18 protein-coding genes are annotated in these 20276 nt (G+C 74.5%); 9 read left to right on the forward strand and 9 right to left on the reverse strand.

Annotation, left to right across the window (positions count from 1 at the left end):
* Positions 1 to 13: 13 nt before the first annotated feature.
* Positions 14 to 1036, reverse strand: coding sequence for an acetamidase/formamidase family protein (locus CK485_RS26460; protein ID WP_109454466.1), 1023 nt, complete (start codon positions 1034 to 1036; stop codon positions 14 to 16).
* A 147-nt stretch (positions 1037 to 1183) separates the two neighbouring features.
* Positions 1184 to 1453, reverse strand: coding sequence for a hypothetical protein (locus tag CK485_RS26465; RefSeq protein ID WP_109454467.1), 270 nt, complete (start codon positions 1451 to 1453; stop codon positions 1184 to 1186).
* Positions 1454 to 1826: 373 nt separating this feature from the next.
* Between CK485_RS26465 and CK485_RS26470 the strand changes: the two genes are divergently transcribed.
* Entirely contained in the window at positions 1827 to 3233 is a 1407-nt protein-coding gene (locus CK485_RS26470; protein WP_199239536.1) for a hypothetical protein, read from the forward strand.
* A 72-nt stretch (positions 3234 to 3305) separates the two neighbouring features.
* On the opposite strand, the gene CK485_RS26475 is transcribed toward CK485_RS26470, so the two are convergent.
* From CK485_RS26475 to CK485_RS26485, 3 genes are all read right to left on the reverse strand, one after another.
* Positions 3306 to 4523: a S53 family peptidase gene (locus CK485_RS26475; RefSeq protein WP_109454468.1), complete on the reverse strand. Its 1218-nt coding sequence runs from the start codon at positions 4521 to 4523 to the stop codon at positions 3306 to 3308.
* Positions 4524 to 4736: 213 nt separating this feature from the next.
* Positions 4737 to 6323, reverse strand: a complete 1587-nt coding sequence (locus CK485_RS26480) for a glycerol-3-phosphate dehydrogenase/oxidase (protein WP_109454469.1) — start codon at positions 6321 to 6323, stop codon at positions 4737 to 4739.
* Positions 6320 to 6916 (reverse strand): TetR/AcrR family transcriptional regulator, encoded by a 597-nt coding sequence (locus tag CK485_RS26485; protein ID WP_109454470.1) that lies wholly within the window; start codon positions 6914 to 6916, stop codon positions 6320 to 6322. The genes CK485_RS26480 and CK485_RS26485 overlap by 4 nt, the downstream gene beginning before the upstream one ends.
* A 104-nt stretch (positions 6917 to 7020) precedes the next feature.
* Between CK485_RS26485 and CK485_RS26490 the strand changes: the two genes are divergently transcribed.
* From CK485_RS26490 to CK485_RS26515, 6 genes are all read left to right on the forward strand, one after another.
* A complete protein-coding gene (locus CK485_RS26490; protein ID WP_109454771.1) occupies positions 7021 to 8613 on the forward strand; it encodes an FAD-binding oxidoreductase in 1593 nt (530 codons plus the stop codon).
* Between the two features lie 118 nt (positions 8614 to 8731).
* Positions 8732 to 9613, forward strand: coding sequence for a YegS/Rv2252/BmrU family lipid kinase (locus tag CK485_RS26495; protein ID WP_109454471.1), 882 nt, complete (start codon positions 8732 to 8734; stop codon positions 9611 to 9613).
* 533 nt (positions 9614 to 10146) lie between these two features.
* Positions 10147 to 11793, forward strand: a complete 1647-nt coding sequence (locus CK485_RS26500) for an LCP family protein (RefSeq protein ID WP_109454472.1) — start codon at positions 10147 to 10149, stop codon at positions 11791 to 11793.
* A 48-nt stretch (positions 11794 to 11841) separates the two neighbouring features.
* Positions 11842 to 12180: a metalloregulator ArsR/SmtB family transcription factor gene (locus CK485_RS26505; protein ID WP_109454473.1), complete on the forward strand. Its 339-nt coding sequence runs from the start codon at positions 11842 to 11844 to the stop codon at positions 12178 to 12180.
* 88 nt (positions 12181 to 12268) lie between these two features.
* Positions 12269 to 12787, forward strand: a complete 519-nt coding sequence (locus CK485_RS26510; RefSeq protein ID WP_109454474.1) for a GNAT family N-acetyltransferase — start codon at positions 12269 to 12271, stop codon at positions 12785 to 12787.
* 88 nt (positions 12788 to 12875) lie between these two features.
* A complete protein-coding gene (locus CK485_RS26515; protein ID WP_109454475.1) occupies positions 12876 to 13439 on the forward strand; it encodes a hypothetical protein in 564 nt (187 codons plus the stop codon).
* A 43-nt stretch (positions 13440 to 13482) separates the two neighbouring features.
* Here the strand turns inward: CK485_RS26515 and CK485_RS26520 are convergent, their stop codons facing one another.
* Both CK485_RS26520 and CK485_RS26525 read right to left on the reverse strand, forming a co-directional pair.
* On the reverse strand, positions 13483 to 14406 hold the full coding sequence (locus tag CK485_RS26520) for a PD40 domain-containing protein (protein WP_158288248.1): 924 nt from the start codon (positions 14404 to 14406) through the stop codon (positions 13483 to 13485).
* 222 nt (positions 14407 to 14628) lie between these two features.
* The gene (locus CK485_RS26525) at positions 14629 to 15552 is read right to left on the reverse strand and encodes a DMT family transporter (protein ID WP_109454772.1); all 924 of its coding nucleotides are present in this window, start codon (positions 15550 to 15552) and stop codon (positions 14629 to 14631) included.
* Positions 15553 to 15975: 423 nt separating this feature from the next.
* Here CK485_RS26525 and CK485_RS26530 point away from each other — a divergent pair, with 423 nt between their 5' ends.
* A complete protein-coding gene (locus CK485_RS26530) occupies positions 15976 to 16833 on the forward strand; it encodes an SDR family NAD(P)-dependent oxidoreductase (protein ID WP_109454477.1) in 858 nt (285 codons plus the stop codon).
* A gap of 18 nt (positions 16834 to 16851) precedes the next feature.
* Here the strand turns inward: CK485_RS26530 and CK485_RS26535 are convergent, their stop codons facing one another.
* Positions 16852 to 18024, reverse strand: coding sequence for a galactosyldiacylglycerol synthase (locus CK485_RS26535; RefSeq protein ID WP_241968627.1), 1173 nt, complete (start codon positions 18022 to 18024; stop codon positions 16852 to 16854).
* Positions 18025 to 18211: 187 nt separating this feature from the next.
* Here CK485_RS26535 and CK485_RS26540 point away from each other — a divergent pair, with 187 nt between their 5' ends.
* The gene (locus CK485_RS26540; RefSeq protein ID WP_241968663.1) at positions 18212 to 18907 is read left to right on the forward strand and encodes a polysaccharide deacetylase family protein; all 696 of its coding nucleotides are present in this window, start codon (positions 18212 to 18214) and stop codon (positions 18905 to 18907) included.
* Positions 18908 to 19174: 267 nt separating this feature from the next.
* Here CK485_RS26540 and CK485_RS26545 read toward each other — a convergent pair whose 3' ends face one another.
* A complete protein-coding gene (locus CK485_RS26545) occupies positions 19175 to 20203 on the reverse strand; it encodes an aldo/keto reductase (protein ID WP_109454773.1) in 1029 nt (342 codons plus the stop codon).
* Between the last annotated feature and the right edge of the window lie 73 nt (positions 20204 to 20276).

Raw genomic sequence — 20276 nt, forward strand, 5'->3', positions numbered from 1 at the left:
CTCGGCCGGCGGGTCAGCCGACGGCCCCCGCCAACTCGGCGGCGGTGGCGCGCAGTCGGCGGTGCAGGTCGCGGTGCGGGGTGCCCGGCGGCAGCCACTCCTTGCGGATCTTGGCGACCGCCGTGTAGTTGGTGTCGCAGACGTTGGCCAGCGGGGACTCCACGGCCTGCGTGAGGAACTGGTACGCGTCCAGTTCCTCCAGCCCGTAGTCGCGCACCAGCCACTGGACGAGGTCGAGTTGGGCGATGCGGAAGGCGTCCTCCAGCGGGCGGGCCGAGCCGGTGGAGATGATGTGGGTGTCGGACTCCAGTCGTGGCCAGGGGGTGGCGACGCCCTTGAGGAGTTCGACCACGACGACGGTGTTCATCGCGCACTCCACCGCGACCCCGCAGGTCTCGCCCTCGCCCTGGCGGGCGTGGCCGTCGCCGAGGCTCAGCAGCGCGCCCTCCACGTTGACGCCCAGGTAGCAGGTGGTCCCGGCACGCATCTCCGGGGTGTCCATGTTGCCGCCGTGCGCGTCGGGCACCAGCGCGGAACGCACCTCCAGGTTGGCCGGGGCCACCCCGACGGTGCCGTGCATGGGCTCCATCGGCAGCTCCAGCCGCAGCCCCTCGCGCCGCGTGGTGAACGCGCAGGTGCGGCGGGCACGGTCCAGCTCCCACATCCACACCACCTCGGGCAGCGGCGGCTGGAGCGTGGCGGTGGCGTGCGTGGAGGTGAGCGCGCCGAACAGCGGGACGGTGGTGGACGCGGCCCAGTCGCGGGCCGGTTCGACCGACACGAAGTGCACCGCGACGGTGTCGCCGGGCTCGGCCCCCTCGATGTGGAACGGGCCGGTCTGCGGGTTGAGGAACGGGAACTCGCACACCTGGGAGACCAGGTCCTTCTCCGAACGCACCCGGCCCGCGAAGCAGTCCTCGGTGTACAGGTCCAGCACGGTCCCCGGCGCGATCCTGGCCACCGGCGCGGCCCCGCCGAAGGTCCAGGCGTAGGAACCCGCCTCGGGTCGTACGGTGATCACTCGCGGATCGCTCATGGCGCCAGCGTAGGCGCTCCGGAACGTGAGGGAACCCCCGCCGCGGGGACGACGGGGGTTCCGGACGCCGGACGGGCCGTCAGGAGCGGCGCTCACCGGGTGCGGCGGGCCGCTCGGACGACGGGTGCCCGGCGGGTCGCGCGGGAACTAGCGGACGCAGACCAGGCGCGGCTTGTGCCAGGTGCGGGTCCAGTAGCCGGCGTGGCGCCTGCCGTGGTGGTCGCGGTAGGCGGGGTGCCAGGTGCGCGTCCAGTAGCCCTTGGCCTCGTGGCACCGAGAGTGGCTCACGTGGTGGGCCGGTGCGGGGTGGTGGACCGGGGCGGCGGAGGCGACACCGACCGAGGAGAGCACGGCCCCGCCGGCGAGCGCGACGGTGGCGGCGCCCAGAGCGAGCACTCGCTTGAACCCTTCAGCCATAAAGCATCGTGCCTTTCAAGTTGCTGTGATGCGGATTCCCGAGCCGTTTCCGGCCGGGCACGCATCACGATGCACCCGCGCCACCGGCTCCACGGGGGAAACGCCGCGCATGTTACAGAATCTAGACAGACCAAAGACAAACGCATTAATCACACAATTCACCCATCAGTGTCATATCGCTTGGCACGTGAGCCCACTGCCTCCTCGCACAGTTCGAATGATCCTCACGGCGCCGAGCGACCGGTGCGCGCCCCCGTGCCGCCACCAGCGACCGGCGCGCACCCCGCCCGCCGTCGCGAGCCGTTGAACGCCTCACCCGCCACGCCCGTAAGAAGGTTGACGTGCACGCGTTGACTACGGGACGAGGTCATTCATGCAACAGGAGCACGACGACGGGCGCAGGCGGCAGCGGCGGCACACGCGACAGCGCCTACGACGGCGCCGGGTCGTGCGGCGGCGGCTGTCGAAGCTCACGCTGACCCTGGCCGGGCTGCCGCTGCTCATGGGCGGGATCGCCGGGACCGTGTTCGCCTCCCAGGGCGCGAGCCCTGCGGCGCAGGCCCACGGCTCCCCGGCGCAGCCGAACCCCAACTGCACCCTCGTGGTCCCGGCGAACCCGCTCACCGCCAAGGGACTCACGACGCCCTACAAGCTGACCGCCACCGACCCGGCGCAGGGCCCCTGCCACGAGGCGAACCCCGCGCAGTCGGCGTTCGTCGAGGCGGCGATCCTGACGAAGACCGGCGGCCTCACGCTCTACGACCCGCTGGTGACCGACGCGGGCCGCAGACCGGGAGCGCCCCCCGTCCCCGCCACGGTGCCGGCCGGCTCCACGGTGGGCATCTGGTTCGGGTTCAACGGCACCGACCTGACGCTGCGTTCGGCCGCGGGCACGAGCGCGCTCACCAGCGGCAAGTGCGTGGGCGGTCTGAACGGCTCGGTCTTCGGCCAGTTCGCCTACTGCGACGCGCCGGCCTTCTTCAAGGCCGCGAACGCCCGTGTCGCGGCGAAGCAGTTGAAGCTGCCCGCGCTGGGGACCGCGAGGGACGGCATGCCGTGCCCGACCACCCGGGACTTCTCGGTGGTGGACCAGGACCAGAGCGACAACGTGGTGACCCACTACCTCGCCGACGGCCGCGGCCGGACCGCGCAGAACGACGCGGCGGGCCGCGCCGCGCTCCCGGGCGCCACCGACCTGGCCAACGCGAGCGACAACCTGCTGCTCGCCCAGTTCGTCGACCCGGCGCTCGGCTGCACCCCGCCCACCGCGCCGGACCAGTCCAGTGACGGGCAGCCGAGCGCCGCGCTGCCGCTGGACGAGTTGGCGGCGGCGGCCGGGCAGCGGGCGCCGATCGCCCTGGTCCCGCTGAACGACCCGATGACGCTTCGGGGCGCGAGGCCGAGCACGACCAAGACGAACCTGTACCGGGCCGGGGTGGACCAGCCCCCGCTGGGCGCGACCGACGACGGCGACGGCGCCGCGTACTGCCGGAGCATGTTCGGCGATCCCGCGGGCGTCCAGCGGATCTTCCGCGACCGCGCGCTGTTCTCCGCCGCACCCTCGGCGGACGCAGGGATGGCCGCCAACCTCTTCGCCTTCCTCGCCCTTCGCGCCGGCCAGTCGTTCACCAACCTCGGCTGCGGCGCACTGCTGGGCGTCCCCGATCCCATCACCGTCACGACGGACGCCAACGGCGTGGCCACCGACGCGACGCTGGCCCCGCTGGGCGGTTCACCGGGCCCCGCGCCGAGCGCGTCCCCCCGGGCGCGGCACTGGTGACCGGCGGGCGGGAGGACTCCGCCGCTGCGGCCGGGTGACGAGGCCGCCACCCGGCCGGATGCCGTCAGCCCGTCAGCCCGCGAACGCCGTCGTGCCGTTCGGCGTGCCGAACCCGGTGGGGCCGTCGTAGCCCGGCACCGCCGTGCACAGGTAGGCCGGGGTGCAGGCGCCGTCGGAGCCGGTCGTGATGTCGTTGAGCGCCGAGGCGTGCGCGTACGGGAACGCCGCGGGCGAGCTGTTCGCGCTCGGCGGGCCGGCGAGCGCGTAGACGGCGGCGATCAGCGGCGCGGAGACGCTGGTGCCGCCGTAGACGTTCCAGCCGCCCGCCTGGTACGTGTCGTAGACGGCGACGCCGGTGGCCGGGTCGGCGACCGCGGAGACGTCCGCGATCGTGCGCCGGGCGCAGCCGGTGTCGTGCTGCCAGGACGGCTTGGGCTCGTACTGCGAGCAGCCCGCGCCCGCGCCCTGCCCGGCCTTGGTGCCGCCCCACGCGGCCTCCGTCCAGCCCCGGGTGTCGGGCCCGCGCTTGAGGCTGGTGCCGCCGACGGCCACCACGTCGGGCGAGGCCGCCGGGTACTGCGTGCCGTAGCCGGAGTCACCGGAGGCCGCGGTGATGACGACGCCGGGATGCCGGAAGTACTTGCCGTCGGCACTGGTCTCCGAGGAGCTCTCGCCGCCGCCGTAGCTGTTGGAGACGTACTTGGCGCCGAGCGCGACGGCCTCGTTCTCCGCGGCGCCCAGGTCGTCGAGGTCGGCGGACTTGGCCTCGACGAGCAGGATGTGGGCGCGCGGCGCGACGGCGGAGACCATGTCGAGGTCGAGGGAGATCTCCCCGGCCCAGCCGGAGTTGCCCTCGGGGTACGTGGTCCCGCCGGTCTGGTCGGTCTTGCGCAGGCAGCCGCTCGCCGTGGTGCACTCCGGCAGGCCGAACTGCTTGCGGTAGGCGGCCAGGTCCTTCTCCGCGTTGGGGTCGTCGTAGGCGTCCACGACGGCGACGGTCTGTCCGGCTCCGCCGTCCGCGGGCAGCCCGTAGGCGGCGCGCAGGTCGGCCGGTCCGTATCCGCCGGGCGTGTCGCCGGGACCCAGCATCGCCTTGACGGTGACGTCGGTGCGCGCCAGCGCCGTGCAGGCCATCACGCCGGGGCGGGCCGCTTGCGAGCACAGGCGCTTGGCGGCCGGGCCCGAGGGGCGGGCATGGGCCGCGGCGGGGCCGGTCGCGGTGAGCGCGAGGGCCGAGACGACGGCGGCTGCGGCGTGGCGCAGCCTGCGGGTGGAACGGGATGCGGACACGTCAGCGCCTTCGGTAGCGGGGGCGGTGGGCGGACGCGGTGCGCCCCTGCGGCCGCACCGCCCCCGCAAGCTAACCGAAAAGCCTTGTAATGCCGCGAACGCGACACGCGCGACGGAGTGCGGTGACCACCCGCGGCGGCGCCTGCCCGGCGGCGCGATCCCTCCGAACGGCGGACCACCCGAACGGTGTACCGCCCGACGCCCGCACGTGTCTCACGCCCCGGCGCGCGACTGCGTTCCGGCGTCCAGCGCCTCGCGTGCGGCCGGCAGCGCCTCGGCGCGGTCGGCGGGGACCAGGCCGACGCGGGTGCGGCGGTCGAGGAGGTCGGACTCGTCGAGGGCGCCCTCGTGTCGTACCGCCCACAGCAGTTCGGCGCGGGTCACGTCGCTCCCGGAGGCGACCGGCTCGCGCAGCGACGGGTCGGCGTCGCCCAGCGCCCGGACGGCCGGGGCCTCGGTGCCGTAGCGGGCGACGAGGCGGCGCGGCGCGGGCAGTCCCGCCAGCGTCGCGGGGGACGCGGCGCCGACCAGCGGCAGCCGGGTGGTACGGCACGGACCGGCGGTCAGGCCGCGCGCGGACACCGCGGCGTCCACCGCGTCCTGGGCCATCCGCCGATAGGTCGTCAGTTTGCCGCCGACGACGGTCACCACGCCTTCGGGCGAGGTGAGGACGGCGTGCTTGCGGGAGATGTCGCTGGTGCGGGCGGTGCCGTCGCCGGAGGTGTCGAGCAGTGGGCGCAGCCCGGCGAACGCGCCGACCACGTCGCGCCGGTGGACCGGGGCGTCCAGCGCGGTGCCCAGGATGTCGAGGAGGAAGCCGATGTCGGACTCGGGCACCTCGGGCACGTCCGGGACCGCTCCGTCCACCGCCTCGTCGGTGAGGCCGACGTAGACCCGGCCGTCGCCCTGCGGCAGGACGAGCACGAAGCGGCTGGTCTCGCCGGGGACGGGCAGGTGCAGTCCGGAGGCGAGGCCCGCGAGGCTCTCGGCGCGCAGCACGAGGTGGGTGCCGCGGGAGGGCCGCAGCCGGATGCCGCCGACGAGCTGGTCGGCCCACACCCCGGTGGCGTTGACGACGGCGCGCGCCTTGACGGTGAGTTCCTGGCCGGTCGTCTCGTCCCGCACCCGCGCTTCGCCGCCGCCGACCGACAGCGCGCGCACGCGGGTCAGGACGTTGGCCCCGAGCCCTGCCGCGGTGCGGGCGATCGCGGTCACCAGGCGGGCGTCGTCGGTGAGTTGACCGTCCCAGGACAGCAGTGAGCCGCGCAGCCCGTACGGCCGCAGCACCGGCGCGGCGCGCAGCGTCTCGACCGCCGACAGCCGTCGGGGGCCGGGCAGCGTGCCGCGCCGGGTTCCGGCCGCGAGGCGCAGCAGGTCGCCGGCGCGCAGTCCCGCGGCGGCGAGCGCGGCGCCGCGGTGTCCGGTCAGCCGGGTCAGCGGCAGCACGAACGGCTGGGCGCGCACCAGGTGGGGGGCGGTGCGTTCCATCAGCACGCCCCGTTCCACCGCGCTCTCGTGCGCGACGTCCAGTTGCCCCGAGGCCAGGTAGCGCAGGCCGCCGTGGACCAGTTTGGAGCTGAAGCGGGAGGTGCCGAACGCCAGGTCGTGGGCGTCGATCGCGGCGACGCTCAGACCGCGTGCGGCGGCGTCGAGGGCGACCCCGGCGCCGGTCACGCCGAGTCCGACGACCAGCACGTCCACCGTGGCCCCGTCGCCGAGCCGGGACAGCTCGCGGGCGCGGCGGCCCGCCGTGAGGGAGTGCGGCAGGGGGCGGGCGTCGGCGTCGAGGTTGGCGCTCACGGGGCGAGGGTCCTCTCCAGGATGTGCCGCAGCTCCTCGTGGAAGGCGGCTTCGGCGAGTTCGGGGTCGGCGTCGTCGGTCATCGTCCGCAGCGACAGCGCGAAGGACTGCACCACCAGCAGGACGGAGCGGGCCTGCCGCACCGGGTGATCGGGGCGCACCGAGCCGTCCTCGTGCCCCCGGCACACCGCGTCGACCAGGACCTCCAGCAGCGCGTCCTGGCTGGCGCCGCGCCGGTCGACCAGGTAGGGCAGCAGCAGTTCCGGGTCGACGTCCAGGATCTTGCGCAGCAGCGGGTGCTCGCGGAACGCGCGCAGCCCCTCGACCAGCCCCTCGACCAGCTGGGCGCGCACCGGAACGTCGCTGTCGGGTTCGGGCGCGGCGCCGAGCGCGACGGCCACCCATTCGCGTGTCATGACGTCGCCGACCAGCGCCCGCACGTCCGGCCAGCGCCGGTAGATCGTCATCCGGGACACCCCCGCCCGGCGCGCCACGTCGGTGAGGGTGGTGCGGCGCACGCCCACGGCGAGTACGCAGTCGCGGGCCGCGTCCAGCACGGCGTCGTCCCGACTGTTGTGACGAATAGGCGTCATGTGTAACAGTGTAACGAACGAGATGACGGCGGCAAGCGGCGGCCCACGCCGCGCGGTCGCCGGGCGGCGCGACGGAGCAGGTGGTGCGGGTGGACGCTGAGGACATGCTGTGGAGCGGCTGGGGCGACCCCGCCCAGGCCGCCCCGCTGCCGGATTCGGTGGTGGGGCTGCTGCGCGACCTGCTGGGCGTCCGGCCGGAACAGGCGCCGTCCAAGGCCCTGGAGGCGATCGAGCCCGCGCCCTGCCGTCTGTCCGCCAAGGCGCTCGACGCGCTGCGTGACGCGGTCGGCGAGACCCACGTGCGCACCGACGACGTCAGCCGGGTCCGGCACACCCGGGGCAAGTCCACCCCGGATCTGCTGCGCATCCGCGCCGGCGCCGTCGCCGACGCGCCGGACGCGGTGGTGCTGCCCGCATCCCACGACGAGGTGCTGGCGGTCTTGCGGGCCTGCGCCGAACACCGCGTCACCGTCGTCCCGTTCGGCGGCGGCACCTCGGTCGTCGGCGGCCTGGCCCCCCGCGCCCACGACGGCTTCGTCGCGCTCGACCTGCGGCGGCTGGACGGCCTGCTGGAGGTGGACCCGGTCTCGCGCACCGCCGTGCTCCAGCCCGGGTTGCGCGGGCCCCGCGCGGAGGAGCTGCTCGCCGAACACGGCTTCACCCTGGGCCACTTCCCGCAGTCCTTCGAGTGGGCGACCATCGGCGGCTTCGCGGCGGCCCGCTCCAGCGGCCAGGCCTCGGCGGGCTACGGTCGCTTCGACGACATGGTGATCCGCCTCCAAGTCGCCACCCCGCAGGGCACGTTGGACATCGGGCGGGCGCCGCGCTCGGCGGCCGGGCCGGACCTGCGGCAGCTGGTGCTGGGCTCGGAGGGCGCGTTCGGCGTCATCACCTCGGTCACGGTCCGGGTGCGCCCGGTGCCGGAGGCGAAGGTGTACGAGGGCTGGCGGTTCGCCTCGTTCGCCGACGGGCAGGCGGCGCTGCGGCGGCTCGCGCAGGACGGCCCGCTGCCGACCGTGCTGCGGCTGTCCGACGAGGCCGAGACGCTGATCGGCCTGGCCGACCCGGACGCCATCGGCGGCGGGCTGTCGTCGAACGCGGGCTGCCTGGCGGTCGCCGGGTACGAGGGCAGCGCGGCTCAGGTCGCGGAGCGCAGGGAAGGCGCCCACGCCGTGCTGCGGGGAGCGGGAGGCGAGTTCCTGGGCGAGGAGCCCGGCGCGAAGTGGGCACGCGGCCGCTTCTCGGCCCCATACCTGCGCGACGCGCTGCTGGACGCCGGGGCGTTCGCCGAGACGCTGGAGACGGCGGCGGTCTGGTCGCGTGTCCCCGAGCTGTACGAGGCGGTGCGCACGGCGCTCACCGACACCCTCACCGGCGCCGGCACGCCCCCGCTGGTGATGTGCCACGTCAGCCACGTCTACGGGGCCGGCGCGTCGCTGTACTTCACGGTGGTCTCCGCGCAGGGCGAGGACCCGGTGGCGCACTGGGCACCGGCCAAGCACGCCGCGTGCGACGCGATCCTCGCGGCCGGCGGCACGATCAGCCACCACCACGGGGTCGGCACCGACCACCGCGACTGGTACGCGCGGGAGATCGGGCCGCTCGGGGTGGAGATCCTGCACGCCGTCAAGGACCGGCTGGACCCGGCGGGCGTCCTCAACCCCGGCATCCTGTTGCCCCCGCTCTACAACCGCTGACACACCCGCAGGCCCCCGGCGGGCGTCGGCCACCGCCGCCCGCCACTCCACTCCGCGCCGCGAAGTCCACTGCGCGAACCACCGCGAAGTCCACCGAAGTCCCCAACGGAGCGCCTCCATGCGACAGTTCACCGCCGTCGTCAATCCCACCGCGGGCGGGTCCCAGGGCGCGGCGGCGCTCATCCCGCTCGCCCGCCAGCTGCGGGAGGCGGGCGGCGAGGTCGAGGTGGAGTACAGCCGGGGCCTGGAGCACGCCCGCGAGCTGGCCCGCGACGCCGCCGGGCGCGGCCGGGTGGTGCTGGGCGTGGGCGGTGACGGCATGGCGGGGTGCGTGGCGGGGGCGCTGGCGGGGACCGACGCGCTGGTCGGCATCGTCCCCGCAGGACGCGGCAACGACTTCGCGCGGGCGCTCGGCCTGCCGACCGATCCCGCGTCGCTGGCGCAGGTGCTGTTGCACGGGGAGCCGAGGAGGGTCGACGCGATCGAGGTGGAATCCGCGGCACACGACCGCGTCGCCGTCCTCGGCAGCGTCTACGCGGGTGTGGACGCCGTCGCCAACGCGCACGCCAACGCCTCGCGGCTGCTGCGCGGGGCGGCCTCGTACTACCTGGGCGGTCTGCGTGCGGTGGCGATGTGGCGCGCGGCGGACTACCGCGTCACCGTCGACGGCACGACCTACCGGCGCAAGGGCTACACCGTGGTGGCCGCCAACTCCGGCTACTACGGCTTCGGCCGGCTGATCGCGCCCGGGGCCGCGGTGGACGACGGACTGCTGGACGTCGTGGTGATCCACGACGCGCCGCGCCCGCTGTTCTTCGCGGTGATGAACGAACTCAAGGACGGCCGGCACGTGCGGCGCCCGCAGGTTGAGGTCCTGCGCGGCCGCGAGGTGCGCATCGAGGCGGACCGCGCGCTGCCGTACGGCGCCGACGGCGAGGTCGACGCCACCTTGCCGGTGACCGCGCGGGTGCTGCCGGGTGCGCTGCGGCTGCTGGCCTGAGCGCGGCGCATGCCATCGCACCGGTCCTCGGCATTCGGCGCATCGACGCCGATAACGGACGGCGACCGAAGGGGATGTCGCCCATCTCACACGGAAGGGTTTCGGCCGCGCGAGGCCGGGACGCGGCGGTCGCGCGCCGTGGTGACCCACGTCACCGCTCGCCGGCCGGTCACGATGTGGCGCTCGTCTCGCCGGACGTCACAGGTTCCCCGCATACACTGCGCGCTCCGGCCCCGTCGCGCGAGCGGCACGTCCCCGGCACGGCGGGCGCCGAACCCTGGTTCCGCTCGCGGGCGGTGGCAGCGGGCTCCGTAAGGCAGCCATCCCGTTGCGAAGGGCCGCGACGAGGCTGTTCACAGCGGTCTCACGTCCGCTCCACAGATACTCGATACCTTGCGCAATCGTGCAACCTTCGGCTTGGATCGGTCGTCTACCACCAGGGGTGCACACGAAGACGCGATTTCGTCGCGTCGCCATGTGCCGTCGGCGCCGACCGGGGCGCCGGGCTCGACTCGATCGCGTAAGGGTGTGGCATGACCGAGGTATCGCACCGCCGGGGTGCGTCGGCGAAGAGCGGCCGGGCGGCGGTCCCGCCTGCCAGGCAGCCCCAGCCGTCCGGACACCGGTCGGGCCGCTCCGGTCCTCCCGGACGCGAGCGGTCCCGCCGCAAGCGCCGCAGCTGGCCCAAGCGCCTCGCCATCGTCGCGTCGGTGCTGGTCCTCGTCGTCGCGGGAGCGGGCGCCGCCCTCTACGAGCACCTGAACGGCAACATCAAGGGCGTGGCGATCTCCGGCGGCGGCTCGGAGAAGGCCGACGCCTTCGGCCGTACCCCCATCAACGTGCTGGTGATCGGCTCGGACGCGCGGGACACCGCGGCCGACTGCAAGCTCGGTGGCGACTGCAACGACGGCGGTGCCAACGCAGACGTCGAGATGGTCCTGCACGTGTCGGCGGACCGTTCCAACGCCACCGTGATGAGCGTGCCGCGCGACACCGTGACGCAACTGCCCGCCTGCACCGACTCCAAGACCGGCCAGCAGGTCCCGGCGCAGACCGGGATGATCAACAGCGCGCTGGAGCACGGACCTTCGTGCCAGGTCGCCGCGGTCCACCAGCTCACCGGGATACCCATCGACCACTTCATGATGGTCGACTTCGGCGGCGTGGTGAACATGTCCGACGCCATCGGCGGTGTGCCGGTGTGCGTGGACAACAACGTCTACGACACCTACTCGCACCTGAAGCTGTCGAAGGGCACCCACACCCTCAAGGGCGTCTCCGCGCTGGAGTTCCTGCGCTCCCGGCACGGCTTCGGCACCGGCAGCGACCTGGGCCGCACGGTCGCCCAGCACATCTTCCTGTCCTCCATGGTCCGCACCCTCAAGAGCGCGGGCACCCTGACCAACCCGTCCGACCTGTACGGACTCGCGAACGCCGCGACCAAGGCGCTGACCGTGGACACCGGTCTGGACAGCATCACCAAGCTGCTCGGATTCGCCGACGACCTCAACAAGGTGCCGTCCGACCGGATCACGTTCGCCACCATGCAGACCGAGCCGGATCCCAGCAACGACGACCGTGTCGTCGTGGCCCCGTCCGCGCAGAATCTGCTGAACGCCATCGCCAACGACCAGTCGCTCACCACGGGCAGCGGTGGCAAGTCGGCCGCCGCCGGGGCCACTGCCTCGTCCGCGCCCGCCGTGCCCGACTCGCAGATCGCCGTCACGGTGGAGAACGGCGGCGGCATCACCGGCCGCGCCTCGGACATCGCCACCGCGCTGGTCGACGACGGCTTCAGCCCGCAGACCGGCTCCGCCAACGCTCCGGCGCCCGCGTCGACCACGTCCGTGCGGTACCCGGCCGGCAAGCAGGCCGAGGCGCGGGCCGTGGCGAGCGCGCTGCGCATCCCGAGCAGCGCGCTGCACCAGGACAGCGGCGTCTCCGGGGTGACCGTGCTGATCGGCTCCGACTGGAGCAGCGGCACCACCTTCCCGGCCGGTTCCGGAAAGCCGGCCCCCGCCGACACCAAGGCCGCCGTCCAGGGCGCCAACGCGCAGAACGCGGGCTCCTCCTCGTGCGCCCAGGTCAGCACGTTCAAGACGGTCGAGGTCAACGGCGTCCCGATGACACCGAGCCAGGCCTACGCGGCCAGCCCCGACGTCCCCAACTCGGCACCGTGAGGCGGACGCCGGGAACCGGTCGACGGTGACGAAGGGGGGACGGGGACGATGCCGGACGACAGAGCCGAGGGGCTGACCGAGACCACGCTGCAACAGGCGGCGGAGGCCTTCGGGCTCCTCGCCTCGCCGGTGCGGCTGCACATCGTGCACACCCTGCTGGAGGCGGACAGCGACGTCTCCCGCATCGCCGACCGGGTGGACGCCGCGCTGCCCGCCGTCAGCCAGCACCTGGCCAAGCTGAAGCTGGCCGGCATCGTCCGCTCCAGCCGCCGGGGCCGCCACCACGTCTACTCCCTGACCGACCGCCGCATAGGCGCCATCACGGCCCTGGCCATAGCCCTGACCACAGACCCCAACACCCCACTGGCCACCCGCCACACGGCCTGAGCGGCCGGCGGCCTCATGCCACGTCCGACCGTGACCTTCGCCGGAAACCCACCGGACGAGCGGTGCTGCCTTCGGCTACGGTGCCGGGATGGTGTCGGTGCGCGAGATGACGGAGGCGGACATCCCCGCCGTGAGCGCGATCCGGGTGGCGGGCTGGCGCTGCGCGTACGCGGACATCGTGCCGCGCTCCTACCTCGACGCGATGTCGGCCGAACGGGACGCGGAGCAACGGCGTTCGTGGTTCGCCCGCACGCGCGGGCGGGTGACCGATCTGGTGGCGGTGGATGACAGCGCCCAGGTCACCGGCTGGGTCTGCCTGGGTCCGTACCGGGACGACGGCCCGTCACCGGAGGGCGTTGGTGAGGTCTACGCGCTCTACGTGCGGTCGGACCTGATCGGCACCGGCGTCGGCCGCGCCTTGATGTACGCAGCGCACCTGCGCGCCGCGGAACTCGGCTTCGACACCACCTTGTTGTGGGTCCTGAAGGACAACGCCCGGGCGCGGCGCTTCTACGAACGCGCCGGGTACACCGCGGACGGCGTGGTGACCGGCGACGACTACGACGGGACCTCCCTGGACGAGGTCCGCTACGTCCGGCACCGCTGATTTCCCCCCGCCGACGGGCGCCGTCGGCGGCTTCCGTTCTGTGGGGTGGGGCTGGTAGAGATGGGCGGTGCGTTTTCAGAGTGTGCCCATGCCTCCGGCTGTCGGGGAGCGGCCGCGGGACGGCCGCGGGTATCCGGTTCCCGCCATCACACCGTGGGAAGGGGACCAACCGCAGTTCGCGCTCACCGACTTCGAGCGCAGCGCGGCCTGCGCGCGACAGCGGCGGTGCTCGGTGTGCGACCGTCCGATGGCGCGGGGACCGGTGTGGCGGGTGGCGGGCGCCTCGGAGACCGCGGCGATCGCCGAAGCGCTGGACGCGGGACGGCCGTACCGCAACCTCGCGCCGACCTCGGAGGGCCCGGGCCACCGCGCCTGCATGCTGTACGCCTCGATGGTGTGCCCCTACCTCGCCCGCCCCAACGCGCGGCGCACCACGTCCGCCGAGCGGGCCGACGACCTGACCGCCCACGTCGTACGGGGCGCCGCGCGCGGCGCGACGGGGGCGGTCGTGGGATTCGCCGAGTACGAGTACGCGGTCACCGCCGACCAGGTGCTGTTCCGCTTCCTGCAGGTCGTGGAGTTCCTGCCGCACGACACCTCCGACCGCCACCTGGACGAGCTGCGGGCCGAACTCGCCCGGCCGGCGCGGTGATCGCGCCTGCCGGGCGGGTCCGGCCCGTCCGGGGTCCGTGGGCTCAGCGCCGGTAGGCCGCCAGCCCGGTCACCGAGGTCGCCTTCACGGGGCTGCCGGAGCCGTTGGCCGCCATCGTCACCGTGCCGCTCGGCGTGCGCACCGCGAGGGTCGTGCCGTCCGGGGACCAGGCGGGCTCCGTGTAGTCGACGGTCGTGTCGTGCGGGGTGAGGTCCTTGACGGTGGCGTGGTCGAGGTCCTCGCTGAAGAGGTGGTCGTGGCCCGCGACGGACCGTACGAAGACCACCTCGTCGCCGTCCGGGGACAGCGCGGGCTGCGAACCCGCGGCCAGGGCCGACCCCATCTGCCGCAGGTTGTCGTCACGCACGTAGACGTCGCCGGTCGTGCTGTTGGCGTAGACGGCGGTCCCGGCGGTGCCCGCCGCGCTCGGCCACTGGTTGCCGGTCTGCGGCAGCGCCTTCTCCCCGAACTCGGAGTTCAGCGACAGCGCCTTGGGCGTGCCGTGGTGCGCGGTGGCGGGCACGGTCTCCAGCCTGTTCACGCCCTTGACGGACGCGGTGAAGATGAGGTTGTCCTTCGCGGCCAGGCCCTCGCCGGGCACCGCGGGAGAGACCTGCCAGGTGGGGTGCGACCAGGTCTGGCCGCCCGGGTTCACCGCGACGACGACGCGGCCGGCGCCGGTCGGACCGGAGACGACGAGGTTGCCGGAGCCGTCCACGAACGCGGCCTTGGAACCGTCCGGGGACCACGACAGGTCCCTGACGACCACCCCGAAGTCCACCCACTTGCCACCGATCAGCACGTTCTTGGTGCCGTTGCTGACGGTCAGGGTGCCGTGCGAGGCGGTGGCGGTCCTCGCGACGTTCTGGGCCTGCGCGGAGCCGGCGTTCAGGAAGACGCCACCGGTGACGGCGGCGGCGACCGCGATGGCGACCGCGGTGGTACGGATACGGGTGCGAGCGGACATCATGTGGTTCCCCCCGGGGACGGACGGCCGTGGTGTGTGGAACGAGCGTGACAGCGCGCGGTTCCCGGACTGTCCGGCCGCTGTCACAGGATCGCAACAGCGGCTCCACGGTCGCGGGCGGCGCCAACGCGGGGATGACCTGGACGGCCGGCTCGTACGGACCGCCGCCGCCCGACCGCCCCCTGCCGCGCGCCCCCGCCGGACCGCCGGGGGCGCAGGCGCTCAGGTCCGCCGCGCGGCCGCGTCCTCGGCGCGGGCGCGAGGGGCCGTCTCCTCGGTCTCCACGGTCAGCAGCGGCGAGCGGGCCAGCACCAGCACCGAGGCCACGATGAGGGCGGCGCCCAGCAGGGCGAAGGCGGTGTTCCACCCCCCGCGCACGTTCTCGCCGAAGACCAGTACGCCCCACAGCACCGACAGCAGCGGGTCGGAGAGAGTCAGCCCCGGCTGGGCGGCGAGCAGGCGTCCGGCGTGCATGGCGGACTGGAGCAGAAACATCGCCACCAGCCCGGTCACCGCCATGGCGTACAGCTGCCAGGCGGTCAGGATCGCGGTGAACCCGTCCGTGTAACGGCTCATCGCGCCCTTCATCAGGGCCGCCGCGAGGCCGAAGAGCGAACCGGCGGCGACCCCGAACGCCGCGGCGGCCCGGCTACCGGAGGCGGGGTCGTCACCCGCGGACTCGGCGCGACGGCCCCAGGCGACGGTGCCGCCCGCCACGGCGAGGGTGAGCAGCACGGCGGTGAGCCACACGTAGGGGCTCACCCGGTTGGCGTCACCGCCCGCCGGGGCGAGGAAGTAGAGCATCACCGCGAGCCCGGCCGTCATGCCCAGGACGCAGGCCCACTCCCTGCGGTGCAGCCGCCCGTGGAAGACCCGGGAGGCCAGCAGCAGGGCGAGCGGCAGCTCGCAGACCAGGACCGGTTCGACGACGGCGAGCGCGCCCACGGTCAGGGCGGCGGCCTGAAGGACGAACCCGGCGATGACGGCGAGGAATCCGCAGATCCACACCGGGTCGCGCAGCAGGGGGGCGACCCGGGTGAGACTCAGGCTGCCGTGCTCCCCCAGGCCCCGGTTCGCCTTGCGCTGGAGCACCGACGCGGCGGCGTTGGCGCACGCGGCGAGCAGGGCCAGGACGTAGGTGAGCACGCGGGTGGTCTCCCTCGGCATCCCTTCGGGACCGGCCGGCGGCGCCCGGCGTGTGCGCCGCGCTGTGCCGGGGACGGGTCCTCGCGGCCGGGTCGCCGTGCTCACCCGACCGGACCGCGCCCGTCTTCGCAGTATTCCACCGGCTGCGATCCACGCGACTCGGCGAGCGAGAGCCGGGCCCGACGGGCCCGTGCCAGGGCCCCGACCGGCTCCCGGCCGGCTGCCGCCCTGACTCCCGCTCGGCTTCCACTCCGGCTCCGGTTCGGCTCCCGCCCTGACCCCCGCTCGGCTCCCACCCGGCGAGAACGCCCGTTCTTGCCTAGCGTGGTGACCGTCCGCGCCCCGAGCCCGGCCGATCGCCTCGCGGCGGTCGGGAGCCGGAGCCGGTGCGCGGGGAGTCCGGTGCGGGACCGAGGAGAGCCGATGACCCACCATCTGTCGACGGGCGACGCCGAATCCGGGACCGCGGCCGGAACGAGGGCGGCGACCCGTTCGCTCCCCGGGGCGCTCCCGCGCCGTACCCCGGGCGCCACACCGCCGCCCGCCGTCCTGGTCACCGGCGCCTCCTCCGGCATCGGAGCGGCGGTGGCCCGACGGCTGGCGGCGGCCGGAGCGTGCGAGCTGCTGCTCAACGGCCGGGACGCGGAACGGCTGTCGGCGGTCGCCGCCGCGACCGGCGGGGTGGCGATGCCCGGCGACCTGACGACATCGGCGGGCGCCCGCGAGCTGGCGGAACGCGCGGAGCGGCGGTTCGGGCGGCTGGACGTGCTCGTGGCTTCGGCGGGCGTCGGCTGGTGCGGGCCGTTCGCCCAGATGCCGCCCGACGCGGTCGAGCGCCTGATCGCGGTGAACCTGGCGGCGCCGCTGCACATGGTGCGCGCCCTGCTGCCCGGCATGCTGCGGCGGAACGCGGGCCATGTGGTGCTCGTCGCCTCGATCGCGGGTGCGGTCGGGGTCGGGGAGGAGGCGGTGTACTCGGCGACCAAGGCCGCGTTGTGCTCCTTCGCCGACGGGCTGCGCTACGAACTGAGGGACACCGGGGTCCGGGTCTCGGTGCTGGTGCCGGGCGCGGTGGACACACCGTTCTTCGCCCGGCGCGGCGCGCCGTACACCCGGCGCCATCCGCGCACGGTGCCGCCGGAGCGGGTGGCCGAGCAGGTCCATCGCGCCCTGCTGCGCCCGCGCGACGAGGTGTTCGTGCCCGGCTGGCTGCGGTTCCCGGCCCGGTTGCACGGGGCCGCGCCGGTCGTCTTCCGCAGGCTGGCGGAACGATTCGGCTGAGCGCGGCGACGAGACCCGTCAGACGGCGGCCGGGCCCTGCGCGTCCTTGGTCAGCAGCCGCTCCGCGTCCGCCGCGACCCGTGCCGCGTCGGCGACGAACAGCTCCCGGCCCGCCGCCACCCGCCGCTCCCGTTTCCGGCTGTCCGTGGTCAGCACGTCCAGCTCGCGCAGCAGTTCCCACTCGTCACGCGCGTACGAGGTCAGCCCGGCCTCGGCCATGCGGCGGGCGCCGTCCGCGCCGTGACCGGGGATGGGGCGATAGCTCACCACCGGAACCCCGGCCGCCAGCGCCTGCGCCGCGGTCTGCCCGGCCGCGTTCTCCACCACGGCCCGCACGGCGGCCAGCAGCGCGGGCATGTCGGTCACCCAGCCGAGGCCCAGCACGCCCCGCACCGCGTTCATCCGTCGCCGCAGGCGTTCGTTGCGCCCGCACAGCACGACCGGCAGGTAGCCCGCGGCGGCGAGCAGTGCCGCGGTGCGCTCCAGCCGTGATCCCACGCCCCACGCTCCGCTGGAGACCAGCACCGGCACGCGGTCCGGCGCCGCTCGCGCGAACCGCCGTTCGTACGCGCCCGCCGCCACCGCGTCCGGGGGCGCGAGGAAGGCGGGGGGCACCACCGGGCCGACCTGGACGGGATGCCGCCCTCCCCTGCGCGAGACCAGGCCGGCGGCTTCGCGGGTGGGGCACAGGTGGACGTCGTTGCCGGGGTGCAGCCACTGCCGGTGCACGGCGAAGTCGGTGATCAGCACGACGCTCGGTGCCCGCAGCACGCCGCGCTCGCGCAGGCGTCCGGCGATCTGTGCGGCCAGGTGGAAGGTGGAGATCACGGTGACCGGCGGCCGGCCCCGCAGCGCGCGGGCGAGCGCCAGGGCGGCGGGCGCCACGACGGGCCCGGTGCCACCGCGCAGCCGTCCGCGCGGCACGAAGAACGCGCGGTAGATCGCGTCGTAGACCAGCGGCACGTGGCCGACCACGCCCGCGTAGAAGCAGCGCAGTCCGGTGCCGAGACCGAACGGGAGCATCCGCAGGACGTCCGCGGTCTCCACCGAATGGCCCTGCCGGATCAGCCGCCGGGCGAGTTCGGCGGCGACCGCGTCGTGCCCGGCGCCCATCCCCGCGCTGAGGATGACGAACCTGCGTTCCACCTGCTCACCGCCCTGCCGGCCCGGGATCTGACACCGCGTAGCCACGGCGGTCCTGGGGCCCGGAGGCAGCCCGGCGCGGCGCGCGACTGTCCCCATGCTGGTGCTTCCCGCTCGCGACGGCCAGCGGACCGGCCCCCGGGCGCGCCACACTGGGGACGTGGACCTCCCTCCCCCGGCCGGCGGCCGCCGCCTCCTTCCCGGCGCCGTCGCCGCCCCCGCCGCGCTCACCGCGCTGGGCGTGGGCGCCTGGCACGTGCTGCCCGCGGCCACCTGGCTGCCGCCGGTGCGGCGCGCCGTGTGGCCCGCGCTGCACGGCGTGGGCGACCCCGGGCACGTAGCGCTGACCTTCGACGACGGGCCGGACCCGGACAGCACGCCCCGTTTCCTGGACACGCTGGACCGGCTGGGTGTGCGGGCGACGTTCTTCCTGCTGGGCTCGGCGCTGGCGCGGGCCCCGCAGGTCGGGCGGGCGCTGGTGGCCGCGGGCCACGAGGTGGCGGTGCACGGCTGGGAGCACCGGCGGCCGTGGCGCCCGGCGCCGTCGCGGGACCGGCAGGAGGTCCGCAGGGCCGTGGAGACCGTGCGGGAGGTCTGCGGCACGGAGCCGCGCTGGTACCGGCCGCCGTACGGCGTCCTCACCGGGAGCCTGTGGACGGCCTCGCGGCTCGCGGGGCTGCGGCCGGTGCTGTGGTCGGCGTGGGGCCGCGACTGGGAGGCGGGGGCGACGCCCGCGAGCGTGCTGCGCACCGTGCTGGGCGAGCTGCGCGGCGGCGGGACCGTGCTGCTCCACGACACCGACCACACCTCGGCCCCCGGCTCCTGGCGGGTCACCCTCGCGGCGCTCCCGCCCCTGATCGACCGCTGCCGCGAACACGGCTGGCGGGTGGGCCCGTTGGAGGACCACCTGGGCGGGGCGCGATCGGCGTGAGAGGCCCGCGGGCGGCGAGGGCGGCCGCCCGCCGCCGGTGACGGCCGGGCCAGGTGGTCTTGGGACAGCCGGTCACCGGCGACGACGGCAGCAGCAGGGCCTCGTGCGGGTCGAACGCCCGGAACCGCTTCCCCTGCCCCCGCCGCACGTGCCCGGGGCGGCTCCACCGGCTCGGCATCGAAGGCCCGTGCCCATCACGCATACCGGGACTGTCCCGCACGAATGATCACGAGACACCGGCGGGTTGCCGGCTGCCGGGACAGGCTCCTAGGCCGCGGCCCGCTCCCCCTCGGGCCTCCGCCGCAGAGCGGCGCGGGTGACGGCCGGGGGCTGGTACGCCATGTCCAGGGTGCCGACGTCCGTACCGGGCGGCACGATCTTGTCGATCCGGTCCAGGAGTTCGTCGTCCAGCGCCACCTCCGCCCCGGCCAGCAGATCGTCCAGCTGCTCCATGGTGCGCGGCCCGATCAGGGCGCAGGTGACGCCGGGGTGGGCGATCGCGAAGGCCGTCGCCAGGTGCGTCAGCGCGATCCCCGCCTCCTGGGCGAGCGGGATCAGCTGCTCGACCACGTCGAGCCGGCGGTCGTCCTTGAGGTGCTGGAAGCCGTAGTGCGAACGGTGGGTCTCGGCCTCCCGCCCCTTGCGGTAGCGGCCGGTCAGCATCCCGCCGCCGAGCGGCGACCAGACCAGCGTCCCCATCCCGAACTCCTGCGCCAGCGGCAGTACTTCGCGCTCGATGCCGCGGTTCAGGATCGAGTAGACCGGCTGCTCGGTACGCGGCCGTGCCAGCCCCCGGGACTCGGCCACCCAGTGCGCCCGGACGATCTGCGAGGCCGGCAGCGCGGAGGTGCCGAAGGCACGGATCTTGCCCGCGCGCTGGAGGTCGGTGAGCGCGCGGAGCGTCTCCTCGATGTCCGTCTCCGGGTCCGGCCGGTGGATCTGGTAGACGTCGACGTGGTCGGTGCCCAATCGGCGAAGCGAGTCGTCGAGCGCCTTGACCAGCCAACGGCGGGACGCTCCGCGGTGGTTGGGGTCGTCGTCCATCGGCAGGCCCGCCTTGGTCGCCAGTACGACGCCGTCGCGGCGGCCGCGGAGCGCCTTGCCGACGATCTCCTCGGACTCGCCCCCGGAGTACGCGTCGGCGGTGTCGACGAGGTTGATCCCGGCGTCCAGCGCTCGGTGGATGATCCGGACCGACTCCTCGTGATCGGGGTTGCCGATGGCGCCGAACATCATCGCGCCCAGCGCGAAGGGGCTGACCTGGAAACCGGTGCGGCCGAGACTGCGGTAGCGCATGTCCATCTCCTGGTGATCGGTGATGCGTCCAGCTTCCCTCGCCCAGGGCGTACGATGAATAATTGTCCATTCG

The organism is Streptomyces sp. ICBB 8177 (genome assembly GCF_003144095.1).
In the GTDB taxonomy this organism is placed as follows: Bacteria; Actinomycetota; Actinomycetes; order Streptomycetales; family Streptomycetaceae; genus Streptantibioticus_D.

Bases quoted from the DNA above. Each gene is read 5' to 3' on its own strand.
- CK485_RS26460 (WP_109454466.1), bottom strand. From the start codon at position 1,036: ATGAGCGATCCGCGAGTGATCACCGTACGACCCGAGGCGGGTTCCTAC.
- CK485_RS26465 (WP_109454467.1), bottom strand. From the start codon at position 1,453: ATGGCTGAAGGGTTCAAGCGAGTGCTCGCTCTGGGCGCCGCCACCGTC.
- CK485_RS26470 (WP_199239536.1), top strand. From the start codon at position 1,827: ATGCAACAGGAGCACGACGACGGGCGCAGGCGGCAGCGGCGGCACACG.
- CK485_RS26485 (WP_109454470.1), bottom strand. From the start codon at position 6,916: ATGACGCCTATTCGTCACAACAGTCGGGACGACGCCGTGCTGGACGCG.
- CK485_RS26490 (WP_109454771.1), top strand. From the start codon at position 7,021: ATGCTGTGGAGCGGCTGGGGCGACCCCGCCCAGGCCGCCCCGCTGCCG.
- CK485_RS26495 (WP_109454471.1), top strand. From the start codon at position 8,732: ATGCGACAGTTCACCGCCGTCGTCAATCCCACCGCGGGCGGGTCCCAG.
- CK485_RS26500 (WP_109454472.1), top strand. From the start codon at position 10,147: ATGACCGAGGTATCGCACCGCCGGGGTGCGTCGGCGAAGAGCGGCCGG.
- CK485_RS26505 (WP_109454473.1), top strand. From the start codon at position 11,842: ATGCCGGACGACAGAGCCGAGGGGCTGACCGAGACCACGCTGCAACAG.
- CK485_RS26510 (WP_109454474.1), top strand. From the start codon at position 12,269: ATGGTGTCGGTGCGCGAGATGACGGAGGCGGACATCCCCGCCGTGAGC.
- CK485_RS26515 (WP_109454475.1), top strand. From the start codon at position 12,876: ATGCCTCCGGCTGTCGGGGAGCGGCCGCGGGACGGCCGCGGGTATCCG.
- CK485_RS26520 (WP_158288248.1), bottom strand. From the start codon at position 14,406: ATGTCCGCTCGCACCCGTATCCGTACCACCGCGGTCGCCATCGCGGTC.
- CK485_RS26530 (WP_109454477.1), top strand. From the start codon at position 15,976: ATGACCCACCATCTGTCGACGGGCGACGCCGAATCCGGGACCGCGGCC.
- CK485_RS26545 (WP_109454773.1), bottom strand. From the start codon at position 20,203: ATGCGCTACCGCAGTCTCGGCCGCACCGGTTTCCAGGTCAGCCCCTTC.